Source organism: Citrobacter sp. Marseille-Q3906 (assembly GCF_916618775.1).
Taxonomy (GTDB): domain Bacteria; phylum Pseudomonadota; class Gammaproteobacteria; order Enterobacterales; family Enterobacteriaceae; genus Citrobacter; species Citrobacter murliniae.
In genome coordinates, this window is sequence record NZ_CAKAKA010000002.1 from 1,501,172 (window position 1) to 1,512,801 (window position 11,630).

The 11,630-nt window shown below is 51.3% G+C and carries 12 protein-coding genes; 2 read left to right on the forward strand and 10 right to left on the reverse strand.

Annotation, left to right across the window (positions count from 1 at the left end; genetic code table 11):
* Positions 1–253: 253 nt before the first annotated feature.
* The 9 genes from LG384_RS11350 to LG384_RS11390 form a co-directional block, all read right to left on the reverse strand.
* Positions 254–655, reverse strand: a complete 402-nt coding sequence (locus LG384_RS11350; RefSeq protein ID WP_225760918.1) for a hypothetical protein — start codon at positions 653–655, stop codon at positions 254–256.
* Positions 631–1,935, reverse strand: a complete 1,305-nt coding sequence (locus LG384_RS11355) for a phosphatase PAP2/dual specificity phosphatase family protein (RefSeq protein ID WP_225760919.1) — start codon at positions 1,933–1,935, stop codon at positions 631–633. Before LG384_RS11355 ends, LG384_RS11350 begins: the two co-directional genes overlap by 25 nt.
* Positions 1,925–3,685: a bifunctional alpha/beta hydrolase/class I SAM-dependent methyltransferase gene (locus tag LG384_RS11360; RefSeq protein ID WP_225760920.1), complete on the reverse strand. Its 1,761-nt coding sequence runs from the start codon at positions 3,683–3,685 to the stop codon at positions 1,925–1,927. The genes LG384_RS11355 and LG384_RS11360 overlap by 11 nt, the downstream gene beginning before the upstream one ends.
* A complete protein-coding gene (locus LG384_RS11365; protein WP_200013269.1) occupies positions 3,678–4,319 on the reverse strand; it encodes a 1-acyl-sn-glycerol-3-phosphate acyltransferase in 642 nt (213 codons plus the stop codon). Before LG384_RS11365 ends, LG384_RS11360 begins: the two co-directional genes overlap by 8 nt.
* Before the next feature lie 3 nt (positions 4,320–4,322).
* Positions 4,323–5,240, reverse strand: coding sequence for a phosphatidate cytidylyltransferase (locus LG384_RS11370; protein ID WP_045442839.1), 918 nt, complete (start codon positions 5,238–5,240; stop codon positions 4,323–4,325).
* On the reverse strand, positions 5,237–5,842 hold the full coding sequence (locus tag LG384_RS11375; protein ID WP_225761301.1) for a CDP-alcohol phosphatidyltransferase family protein: 606 nt from the start codon (positions 5,840–5,842) through the stop codon (positions 5,237–5,239). Before LG384_RS11375 ends, LG384_RS11370 begins: the two co-directional genes overlap by 4 nt.
* A 110-nt stretch (positions 5,843–5,952) precedes the next feature.
* Positions 5,953–6,276: a YdbL family protein gene (locus LG384_RS11380; protein WP_045442844.1), complete on the reverse strand. Its 324-nt coding sequence runs from the start codon at positions 6,274–6,276 to the stop codon at positions 5,953–5,955.
* Positions 6,277–6,283: 7 nt separating this feature from the next.
* Entirely contained in the window at positions 6,284–6,475 is a 192-nt protein-coding gene (locus tag LG384_RS11385; RefSeq protein ID WP_045442846.1) for a YnbE family lipoprotein, read from the reverse strand.
* A complete protein-coding gene (locus LG384_RS11390; RefSeq protein WP_200013272.1) occupies positions 6,472–9,111 on the reverse strand; it encodes a YdbH family protein in 2,640 nt (879 codons plus the stop codon). The genes LG384_RS11385 and LG384_RS11390 overlap by 4 nt, the downstream gene beginning before the upstream one ends.
* 497 nt (positions 9,112–9,608) lie before the next feature.
* On the opposite strand from LG384_RS11390, the gene LG384_RS11395 reads away from it, so the two are divergent.
* Together LG384_RS11395 and hslJ are read left to right on the forward strand one after the other, a co-directional pair.
* Positions 9,609–10,598, forward strand: a complete 990-nt coding sequence (locus tag LG384_RS11395; RefSeq protein WP_045442849.1) for a 2-hydroxyacid dehydrogenase — start codon at positions 9,609–9,611, stop codon at positions 10,596–10,598.
* Between the two features lie 112 nt (positions 10,599–10,710).
* Entirely contained in the window at positions 10,711–11,130 is a 420-nt protein-coding gene (gene hslJ / locus LG384_RS11400; protein WP_045442852.1) for a heat shock protein HslJ, read from the forward strand.
* A gap of 13 nt (positions 11,131–11,143) precedes the next feature.
* On the opposite strand, the gene LG384_RS11405 is transcribed toward hslJ, so the two are convergent.
* Positions 11,144–11,410, reverse strand: a complete 267-nt coding sequence (locus tag LG384_RS11405; protein ID WP_045442854.1) for a DUF333 domain-containing protein — start codon at positions 11,408–11,410, stop codon at positions 11,144–11,146.
* Between the last annotated feature and the right edge of the window lie 220 nt (positions 11,411–11,630).

The following is an 11,630-nucleotide window of genomic DNA, read 5'->3' on the forward strand; positions in this document are numbered from 1 at the left end:
ATACGATTGATGTCACGCCAGATGAGTGAGTAATCCCTGCACTTTGCCAGATTCTCTTCCCAGCAATGGAGTAAAAACTGCTCCGGCTCCGCAACATCCCTGCTTAAATGTTTGAATACCCAACGATTCCAGACATACCACTTGAAAAGCCACATAAGTTAACTCCAGGACGCAACCGGTGATGAAATATATCAGCATCTGTACAGTTCCGTTTGGCAACTATTGCGCTGTGGATGAATAGCTCCGGTGAAAACTAAATCAGTAGCATCAGCCAGAAAGCCCACAGAATGGCAACCATGTAAAACGTCTGGCGACACTGTTTTAGTGCACCTGACTGACGTTCGGCCAGTGTGAGCGTCTTTAACCTTTCACGCCGCCATATAACGCCAAGAACCTCTCCGGCCAGCTCGTTGTTCTGCGCATTAATGAGCGAAAAATAGCGACCATCAAGCCACACTCTCCAGCAACCAAACCAGACGATAGCGCACAACAGCGCAACGATGGCGCGAGAGATACCTGATGGAGCCGTGAAGATGACCCACACCATCGGCGGGAGGGAAAAAAGCAGGATAAAACGCCAGCCTGCCAGCGTGTGCCCCAGCAGATCACGCTGAATACCTTCGCTTTGTGTTACGTTGTCACTTTCTGTTGCCATTGTTCCAGCATCTCCAGATGTTTATCTGTCAGTACCACCTGTGGACGACGCTGACGAATATGTGCTACCGCCTGCTCTACTGTCGCCTGATGGCCATAATGCAAAAGCCACGCCGCGACGGTCATCGCACTGCGCGACAGTCCCAATGCACAGTGAACCAGTACAGTCCCCTGCTCCTGACGCAGTATCTCCAGTCGGTCCACAGCCTGTTGCAGTTCTGCTTTGTTGGGAATAACCAGATCCAACATCGGTACACAAGCATAGGCTCGTGACGCGGTGGCGCGTCCACGCGGAAACTCAAAGGTCATGTCCAGCACTGCGTTTTGCGCGGGGATCCGGCGTGGAAAGCTGCCGAGATAGACCCCCTCAGCAATACAGCTCACCGCTGGCAGGCGGCGGGTAAACCAGCGCATCGACAGCCACATCCCTACGCGCCAAGGAAGTAACAGCCAGTACACGGGTGGCGACAGCCGTCCCAGTTGATCTTTACCTGCGGCTGCTGTGCCAAATCCGCCATAGCCATACCCGACTATCAACAACGATAATGCTGGCCACAGTAGCCAGGGCGTTATCAGCGCTCCGGCGATAAAACATATGGCTGTCCCCAACAAATAACGACGCATCAGCTTCAAACGCACCGTATCCGGCTTTTGCCAGCGCCAGCGGTGTTGTTCCGGCACCATCCAGTCAATTAGCATTCCTGCCGCCAGTCCGGTAATGATATCGATAAAATGGTGCTGCCAGGTGGTCAGTACGGAAACGGCAATCAGCAAAAACCAGCCGTCGCACAGCCTGCGCCAACCACCAGAAAGGTAGCGACTGAAATGCCGCCACAGCAGCCAGCAGAGGATAATGTGCAACGATGGAGACTGGTTGTAGGGCAAGTCGAACTGTTCGAGCTGGGAAAATAACCACCCTGCTGCACCGCTAACCTCGGGGCGGGTAAAGCTAAACTGGAGCGGAAACAGCAAAAAACCGCCGCAGGCGATAACCGATGCCAGTACCAGACGCAGTACCAGCCTTCGTTGTTCGAAACGTGTAGTACAGACAAACAACGATAACCCGTAGAACAGATCCAGGCTCCAGTAAGGAAGAATTGTCCACGGAATAAAGGGAATAGCGGACTCCCAGCTAAACACGACACTTCCGACGTTATGGTACTGAGCATCCTGCCAGGCGGTAAACTGATTGACCTTACCGTAAGTGAGGAAGAAAAATGGAGCCAGTAGCAATAACCAGCCTATCGCCTGGACTATAACCTTACGACGTTCAGGTACCACGGCGCACCGCCATGGAAACGGTGAAAATTCCCCACTCATCAATCAACTGCGCGCACTTATCAAACCCCGCATCACGCACCAGCGCATCCATTTCACCCTGTGTGCGCACGCGCATCACCCACGCTTTGCCATCTTTATGGCTGGTGAGTGACCATGCGATGGTTTTTAGCTGTGGATGCCAGGGCTGTCCGGTGTAAATCAGTACCCCACCCGGCGCTATTGCATCCGCCAGTCCGGCCAGAGAATTCTGTACCAGCGAATTTTCGGGGAAAAGCTCGTACAGGCCAGAGACGATCCCCAGCGTAGGACGGGGGTCGAGAGATGCCAGCTGTTGACGATTGAAGGCATCGCCTTGCTCGAAATGAGCGATGTCAGCCATGCCTCTGCTGGCGATCATTTCCCTTCCTTTGTTCACATTCAGATCGCTGTAATCACGCAATAAGATCGCGTTCACCGCCGTTTCACCTTCGAGCGCATCAAGTACATAGCGCCCGTGTCCGGCAGCGATATCGACCACATTAACGGGTGTGCCCTGCTCTGCGAGCCGCGCAACAGCCTGACGAATCAGCATCTGCAAATGGATCTTACGCTGACGTATCCCTTTCCAGCCGACGCTATTCAGGTAGTTCTTATCAATTAAACGCCCCAGCGCACTGCTGCCCTGAGGCTGGTTACGATAGACATAATCAAGCGTACTGCCCGAGTCAAAACCGGTTTCAAATCCAAGGCGAACACCTGTCGATTGTGTTCCCAGTAGTTTCATCCCGTAGCGCAAACCACGATAGGCAATATCATCGAGAGAATAAGGAGCCGGTCCCCCGTTTAACATCCGCCAGCTATCGGCCCCAGGACTCCAGCGATCCTCATTGCTGTAATCAAAACGCTGGGGTGGTTTCGCGTATAACGTATCAATAAAATTACGCATTTTGTCGAACGCCAGATGTCGGTCTTTCTCCCCCAGCGTATCGTGATAAAACCCCGGCAACACGTGCAGTTCCTTAAGTGGGTTCCGCAGACGCTGGTAAAAATCGATCTGTGGCTGACGATGCACAACAAAATCGTCCCCTGAAACAAGCAACTGCACCGGTAACGTAATGGCGGCGGCATCGCTGACTATTCGCTCTGCCGTCCTGTAGAGATCCAGCAGAATGTTCACCGCGATTGCCCGGGTGATTTGCGTATCCTGATTGAAGCTTGCCACGCGTTCGGGATCGTGCGTCAGATACTTCCCTTTAACGTAGGAGTTAACAAAAAACAGGCCACGCAGGCGATGCATTAACGCCAGCCCTGGGCGGGCAAACGGCACATACAATTTGACTTTAAACGCCGGAGACGCCAATACCAGTCCACGAATGTCTGGCGCATAATCATGAACCCAGGTTGCGGCTAATACCGCGCCAACGCTTTGTGCTACCACCACCACATCTTCCATTGCGGCCTGACTGTCCGCAGCGGCAAAACGCACGAACTCTTCGACATCCTGCACCGAACGTGCCAGCGACGGGCTATAGCCACGCTGTCCCGGAGAGTGTCCGTGACCTCGTGCGTCCCAGGCATAGAATGCGGTATCTGGCATCGCCAGCTCATCAACGATGTGCTGCAGACGCCCGGAATGTTCGTGTCCACGGTGAAACAGAACAATTACTTTTGAAACAGGGCCAGCCGATAATGCCGGCCAGTGGCGATAAAACAACCCGGTGTTGTCACTGGTCAAAAACCATCGTTCGTCTGGCGCTCGCATGTCAGTCATGAGGAGGCTTTCCTGTCGTTTGTTGCTGTAGCTGCAAAAGCTGCTGTTTGAGATCATCCATGAAGACGCGTTTGTCGCTCTGAAAGCGCAACGTCTCACCAATATTGACGTCAATAAATAGCGGCAGAGGAATGCGATTCCCCTTCGCCATGACGTGCTCCGTACCGCGCAGCCAGACTGGAATAATTGGGACTTCCGGCGCACGCTGACTCAGATGCCACAACCCTGATTTTAGCGGTGAAAGCTTTCCTGGTTCGCCACGCGTACCTTCTGGAAAAAGGATCAGGATCTTACCTTCACGTAATGCCTGTTCGCACTGTGCCAGTGGGTTAGCTTCACCGCCCTTACGTGAAATGGGAATAATGTTGAGAATATTGAGAGCGAACCAGGCCATCGCTTTATTACGCAAAAAATAATCAGCGGCGGCCACCGGATGAACAGATGCCTGGCGGCGGAGCGGAAATAGTGAAAGCAGCGCGAAAACATCCATATGGCTGTTGTGATTTGCTACCACGATAGCCGGGCCACGAGTTGGCAAGCGCTCCCGGTGTCTGACGCGCAGCCCAAGCCATAGCCAAATAACCGGCCAGACGATGCACAATGTAAACAGCGTTCGCAGAAATGAGCTCATCATAAGTTAGTAGCAAAAATAGCGAATGAAATGGAAAAACACGGGGGCGGTGAAGATCAGGGAATCGAGCCTGTCGAGGATACCGCCGTGACCGGGTAACAGCGTGCCGCTGTCTTTCACCCCGATATCCCGCTTAATAGCCGACATCACAACGTCCCCACAAAAACCAGTGACACCGATAATGCACCCCGCCAGCAGCGATAAAGGTACGCTTAGCGGCGTCATTAACGGTCCCAGTAGTGCTGCCGCGAGCGTAGTGGTTGCTACACCACCGATCAGTCCCGCCAGGGTTTTATTAGGGCTGACTTTAGGCATCACTTTGATGCGGCCAATCGATTTTCCCCACAGGTACTGCGCAATGTCGTTGAATTCCGTTAAGCCCACGAGGAAAAGCACCAGCAGTGCTCCTGTTTGCATACCGTCAGCGGGCAGCACCAGCAGGAACGCAACGTGACTGAATGCAAACACGGTAGTCATCAGGCACCAGTGATGCTGTGAGGCAAAACGCAGAAATCCCTGGGTGTCGCCAGCAATCACCATCCGTACGGGTAAGAATAAAAAAGCATACACCGGGATAAACACCACAAACATGCCGTACCAGTTGATGCCTATCAGCCAGTAGTTAACAGGGATAGCAATAAACATCCACAACAGCGGCATGCGATCGGTATGGCGCGATGGTGCCAGTGTTAAAAATTCCTTTAACGCCATAAAGCTTACCAGCGCAAAAAAAGTCAACGCCAGCCAGTGGGGGCTTAAGATAGCCAGCGAAAACAGAATAATGATCACCCACCAGGTGCGAATACGCAGCGTCAGTTCCCGCCAGTCTTTACCTGGACGTAGCCATACAAGTAATCCGTTGATCAGTGTCGCAATAAGTAGCAGAGAAAAAATAACTGCAAGCGACTTTTCCAGCAGCATCATTCCACCACCTCATCGCGTAATGCACTCTTACAGCGGTTGATCACCGTCCATAACAGCAACAGCGTTGCAACACCCCAGACGGCGTTATTCCACTGTACAAGTTGAGGCCATAGCGTCAACGCCAGTCCCCATGCGCCGAACACCAGCGCTCTGTCGCTTTTGCCCAGCGGCCCGGCATAGCTGCGCACTCCATTGATAGTTTGTGCCAGCACGCCGCAAAATTCCGTCATCACTGCGCAGAACAGCATCATTATCACCAACAGTGCATTGCTGGCCGGGAGCAACATAAAGGGTAGATAAAGCGCAAGGTCGGAAAGAACATCCCCGGTCTCATTGAGAATGGCGCCCAGACGTGACTTTTGATTGCACTCACGTGCCAGCATCCCGTCCAGCGCATTGAGCGCCATCCGCACAAACAGCACGATCGGCAGGAGAACAAATAATTCAGGTTGAGGGAAAAGAAACAGTACCGCTCCTGTCACAAAAGAAAGCGCCATCGCTGCAAGTGTGACGTGATTAGCAGTAACGTTTTTTTTGTATAGCCAGAACATTACCGGGCGTAAAAGCGCCTGAAAGGCAGGCTTTATCTGATAAAGCGTCATCATCACTCCTTGATAATTTGTCGGTTTGATTATAGTGGAGCAATGGATCATTGCCCGTCAAATACGCTTGTTGGTTAAAGTAAAACCGGATCCTCTGAACAGACGGGCGATTATTTTTTCAACCATTTACCATTAATGCCCTGCACGTATTCACCCGGTTTGGCACGAGCAACCAGTTTCTGTCCAGCCATCTTTGCCACTTCATCAACCGGGATGTTGTTACTTTCAGCAAGTTGCTGATAGCTGGCATTGCGCGCTTTATTCACTTCACTCACCAGCGTCTGGGTTTCAGCATCGGTTTTCAATGCCACGAGATAGCCGTTAAGCGTTTCGCCAACCCGCCCCTGAGTTCGGGCTTCACCCAGCGTTAATGCAAACGCGTTGGCACTCAGCAAACTCAAAATAAGAATGAATGCGTTAAGTGATCTTTTCATCTTCACCTCAGAACAAGTCACTGCGTGATTTCAGCAAACTCTCGACATCTTTATCGACTTTGATATGGATTTCATGCTCGATTTTGACGTTCATATTGATGGTGATGGGTTCTTTGGGGGCCGCCACTTCAATACGCGGAGTACACCCCGCCAGCAGAGATGACGCCAGAAGTCCCAGCATGGCAGCTATTGTTTTCATGGTTGTTCCTCACATTCCTTGCCTTCCGGGCAATGGGTTTCTGGCAGCGTTGCATTTTGCTCGAGCCATGCCTGTAAATTGTCGCCAAAACGCAAACTGCGCCATAACGTAAATACGTTTTCTTCGTGGTTGTAATTCAAATTCACCGTTCCCACTTTGCCATCCACCCGACTATTGCCAGTGACGGTTGCCTGCATCGTTAATACACCCAGGTTATCCAGATTTATTTTCGTCCAGGAATGGGTTATTTCCATATAGCGCAGCCAGTTAATCGCCGCTCCAGCCGCCATGTTGTCTTTAACGACGGCATCCGCAGTATCTTTGTCGATACGCAACGTCATTGGTCCAGGATTGGTAAGCCAGCCGTCTTTGATAATCCATTTTTCATTATTCAGCCACAGAGGCAACGCGCCGCTGACCGGTCCAGACATGGCAAACTGTTTGGGATTAACCGCGCTGATAAGTTCGCTGGAAGAGATATTTTGCACTCGGACTAAGGCCGGATCGTGCTGAGGCATACGCAATTGCTGCATGATGACTTTACCTCCTAACAACTCGGCGCTGACATTGCTGAGCAGTAAAGGATTATCTTCGCTCCAGGGATATCCTCCCTGCAGGTCGGCGGTAATATTTTTCGCTGTCACCTGATTCACGACTTCCGCAATACGTAGTGAAATCGGTCCGCGTGTGCCCAGTTGCCACGCTCCTTCACTAAAACGAAACGGCAGCACAAAATCGACACCATTGATCTGGTTATCGGGCATCCAGGCGCTACCGCCTTTTAATACCCCATGACCGCCCGCCTCAAAGCCCTGTTCCGGGGCGGCGGAGAAAGCAACCTGCGCATACAGTTCCCCTTCGCGCAGGTTCATTTTCCAGTCAGGAGGAACCAGCGGCTGGAAAACAGTGAGTGATTGTTTTGGCCACCAGGCCTGTCCACGCAGGCGGACACCATCCCAGCGCCCGTTTAACTGTACAGGACCAATTGCCCCTGCATGAAGCTGCCCTTTGAACTGGAATACCGTCGGATCGGTCCCATCAACACTGAATTTCAGGGTTGATGGTGGCAGAACGCTTCCGCCCGTAAAGGTGGTTTTTCCAGCATCCAGTGACAACGCGCCGCTGAATGTTGGTTTTGCCGGGTCCCGCACCCACACAATCGGTTGATCCATGATCAGACGTGGCGTTTCCACTTTCATCGTGCCGTATTGCAGTTGGTCGAACCCGGTAGAAAGGTCAAAAAGTTTGAGGGTGTTATCGTGCCATTCACCCTTACCCGCCACGTCCCAGCGGGCGTGCATCGGCGTAAATCCCCCTGTACCCCAGTAACGCCACTGCCAGCGGCCAGCGTCAGGGAGGAAATCATTGGCCAGACCATCAAGATGCAGTTCAAATCCCCCCATCTTGTTTTCATGGGCACGTAAAATGGCCTGCAATCGACCATCAACACCGCGCTGAGTGACCTTCACTCCCGCCAGTGGCCAGCGAATTTCGTCAATATCCAGAGAGTCAATAACGCGTCCGCGGGAACGCAGCAATGCCCCAGGTTCAAAAATCAGTTGCGGATCATTGAGGCTTCCACTGAGCCGTGCGGGTAGCACCGCATAAAAAATAAGATCGCCCTGTTTTGCTTCGCCGGTTAACTGTAATGGCATCTCGCTATTATCCATGGCGAGTTTGCCAGGGCCGATGGTCAGGACAGCGTTACCTTTACCTGCATCACCTTGTGTCAGAACATTTAATCGCCCGCTCACCACCGCGTTTTCCAGGCCAGCCTGCCAGTTTTCAACTTTCACACCCAGCCGACCGCTTAACGGAAATCCCTGATAAGGCCAGTTCCAGCGACCGTCGCTGATAGTCAGTTGCTGGCGGGTGATTTCCCACGGAAGATCGAGCAGAGGATCGGCATTGCCTCGTCCCATTACGATCAGTTGTCCACGATTTTCCTGCCATTCCAGCTCCGCATCCACCAGAGAGGGTTCCTGCGGCAGGCTGAGAGTGGCGACCACATGCCCGCTGATCGGCAGGCCGTCAGGAACCAGTGGCATCGTGAATTCACCCACCAGTTTCACCGGCGGCTGATCTTCAAATGCGGCAACATCAAGTTCATTGACCGTCAGATTTTGACCGTGGAGACGCCCCTGAAATTTGACTTTGTCACCCTGGTAGCGAAGCTGTTGGCTGGTGGGCGTCAACGACAGTGACAGCTTGCCCTGCCACTCCTGCCACGGAGAAAGGATGAGTTTGTCGATGTTAATCCAGGTATTGGGCAACATGGATTGCCACTCCGCCAGCGTTTTAGGTGCGGCGGGAGAAGGTTCCGTTTGCGGCAGTTTGGCCAGACAGGCTGAATCCAGTTCAATAGCCCCGACGTTCAGCAACCAGCGGCTGGGATGTGACAGATCCGCCTGCGTAATTTTCGCCAGCGGGCAGTCATCGACCAGATAACGGAGTTGTGGAATATGTAGCCCATGCCGGGTTAGCCGTGGGCTCTCATCCAGTGCGATGCGCGTACCGACGGGCAACCAAATGCCTGCCAGCGTCGGAACCCACAGGCCAAGCGTCATCAACAACGTCAGCGGCATGAGGATCAATAATAAGAGTAGTGCCAGAGCGGCTTTATATTTACCCTTCATGGGTAGTTAATGTCCTGATTTCGCGAAAATTTAAGCCGGTTTAGGCCAGTATTGTGGCATGTTTAGCTACATATGCCCACCTTAAGAATAGATGCTCCTTAAATATACGTAATATTTATAGAACTGGCATGAGTCAAAGAATTATTGATTAATCATATGCTTAATCATAAAAACCGCGTGGCGAGTATGACCATGTACCATCTGCACCTGTCCCTTATTCCACTGCTCAATGTATCTATTGCTCATTGGTAAAAGTGTTGTGCTATCTATCTAACAGAAAACCAGGCAGCGGTGGACGAGCAAAGTAAACAGAGCGCAGATTGTCAGGCACTGGGAAGATAAAAATTAGTCAGTTGTTGAAATTGACTAACATGCCCACACTAACAAGAGATGCTCTGGAATTATTCACTATATCTATGACTATCAATTATTTTTTGGATTTTGTAAAATAATTTGAATTGGATTAATGTGATTTTAAAATCACTGGAGAAAGTCTTATGAAACTCGCCATCTATAGTACAAAACAGTACGACAAGAAGTACCTGCAGCAGGTTAACGAGGCTTTTGGTTTTGAACTTGAATTCTTTGACTTTCTGCTTACGGAAAAGACGGCCAAAACAGCCCATGGCTGCGAAGCCGTATGTATCTTCGTTAACGACGATGGCAGCCGCCCGGTTCTGGAAGAGTTGAAAAACCATGGTGTGAAGTACATCGCCCTGCGCTGCGCCGGATTTAACAACGTCGATCTGGATGCGGCCAAAGAGCTGGGCCTGCAGGTTGTGCGTGTGCCGGCGTATTCACCTGAAGCGGTCGCAGAACATGCGATCGGCATGATGATGACATTAAACCGCCGAATTCATCGTGCTTATCAGCGTACCCGTGATGCCAACTTTTCTCTTGAAGGGCTGACCGGCTTCACTATGTACGGCAAAACGGCTGGGGTGATCGGTACCGGTAAAATTGGTATTGCCGCACTGAGGATCCTGAAAGGCTTTGGTATGCGTCTGCTGGCCTTTGATCCGTATCCAAGTGCCGCAGCTCTGGAATTAGGCGTTGAATATGTCGATCTCAAAACACTGTTTGCGGAATCGGATGTCATTTCCCTGCACTGCCCGTTAACGCCGGAAAATTATCATCTGCTCAACCACGAAGCCTTTGAACAAATGAAGAATGGCGTGATGATTGTCAACACCAGTCGTGGTGCGCTGATCGACTCACAGGCGGCTATTGATGCCCTGAAAAACCAGAAAATTGGTTCTTTGGGTATGGATGTGTATGAAAATGAACGCGATCTCTTCTTTGAAGATAAATCTAACGATGTCATTCAGGATGATGTGTTCCGCCGCTTGTCTGCCTGCCACAACGTCCTGTTTACCGGGCATCAGGCGTTCCTGACGGCCGAAGCGTTGATCAGTATCTCTGAAACAACGTTACAGAACCTGGCACAAATTTCCAAAGGCGAAACCTGCCCGAACGCCCTCTTCTGACCGCTTTGCTCCCCTGCTATCAGGGGAGCATTTTCAGATAACCCCTGATGATATATCCGGCGATATCATTATTATACTGATTGTATTCACATCACGAATGTAGAGAAATTCAATGAAGAAAGTTGTCACGTTGATTGCGCTCAGCATGCTTATGGCTGGCTGTGCGAGCAATGGAAAGGTTTCCGTCAATCGCGAACAGTTACAGCACCACCGTTTCGTTCTGGAAAGTGTGAATGGCAAACCGATAACCGTTGCAAAGAATCAGCCCGAATTAAGTTTTGGCGAAAACATGACGGTGTCAGGCAAAATGTGTAACCAATTTACCGGTCAGGGCAAACTGTCCGACGGCGAACTGAAGGTGAAAAACCTGGCAATGACCCGCATGATGTGCGCCGATCCACAGCTGAACGCGCTCGATGGCATTGTCAGCAAGATGTTTGAGCAAGGCGCACAGGTCGATTTGACGGCTAACCAGCTAACACTGGCGACAGCCGAACAAACTCTGACGTATAAACTGGCTGATTTAATGTAGTCAATACGGAAACTCAGTAGTTTCCACAGCTTCCTGCGGCAAGCGACTGCTCACTACAGCGTTTGCCGTTGGGTAATGCACACATCCCGATGGCTGAACCATCCAGTTGACGGGCAACAGAAAGTGAACCACCAATCATAGCGCAGTTAGCTTCTCCGGAACTGGACATTGCTGCTCTCATACCTGGTGCGACGTGTGCGGCCGTTGCCTGCTGAACGGGTTCACTGCTGCAAGCCGATAATAATAACGCGGCACACCCTACCCAAAACGCTGCGCGCATTTCACTCCCCTCTGAATATTAACCAAACGACACAGCCATAAATAATAGGCAGCAGAAACACTGACGTCGAGAGGCAAGATGCGCATTTATGCGTATCATTTACATTTCCTGCCAATTTTTTGGCTACTCCTTTGATCAAACCATTCATTCTCTTTATTCCTGGGACACAAAAGCGAAAATGTGTCCGGATGGCATTTGCTAAAATAGAAAGATAATTACA

Bases quoted from the DNA above. Each gene is read 5' to 3' on its own strand.
- LG384_RS11405 (WP_045442854.1), bottom strand. From the start codon at position 11,410: ATGCGCGCAGCGTTTTGGGTAGGGTGTGCCGCGTTATTATTATCGGCT.
- LG384_RS11360 (WP_225760920.1), bottom strand. From the start codon at position 3,685: ATGACTGACATGCGAGCGCCAGACGAACGATGGTTTTTGACCAGTGAC.
- LG384_RS11375 (WP_225761301.1), bottom strand. From the start codon at position 5,842: ATGACGCTTTATCAGATAAAGCCTGCCTTTCAGGCGCTTTTACGCCCG.
- LG384_RS11380 (WP_045442844.1), bottom strand. From the start codon at position 6,276: ATGAAAAGATCACTTAACGCATTCATTCTTATTTTGAGTTTGCTGAGT.
- LG384_RS11395 (WP_045442849.1), top strand. From the start codon at position 9,609: ATGAAACTCGCCATCTATAGTACAAAACAGTACGACAAGAAGTACCTG.
- LG384_RS11390 (WP_200013272.1), bottom strand. From the start codon at position 9,111: ATGAAGGGTAAATATAAAGCCGCTCTGGCACTACTCTTATTATTGATC.
- LG384_RS11365 (WP_200013269.1), bottom strand. From the start codon at position 4,319: ATGATGAGCTCATTTCTGCGAACGCTGTTTACATTGTGCATCGTCTGG.
- hslJ (WP_045442852.1), top strand. From the start codon at position 10,711: ATGAAGAAAGTTGTCACGTTGATTGCGCTCAGCATGCTTATGGCTGGC.
- LG384_RS11350 (WP_225760918.1), bottom strand. From the start codon at position 655: ATGGCAACAGAAAGTGACAACGTAACACAAAGCGAAGGTATTCAGCGT.
- LG384_RS11385 (WP_045442846.1), bottom strand. From the start codon at position 6,475: ATGAAAACAATAGCTGCCATGCTGGGACTTCTGGCGTCATCTCTGCTG.
- LG384_RS11370 (WP_045442839.1), bottom strand. From the start codon at position 5,240: ATGATGCTGCTGGAAAAGTCGCTTGCAGTTATTTTTTCTCTGCTACTT.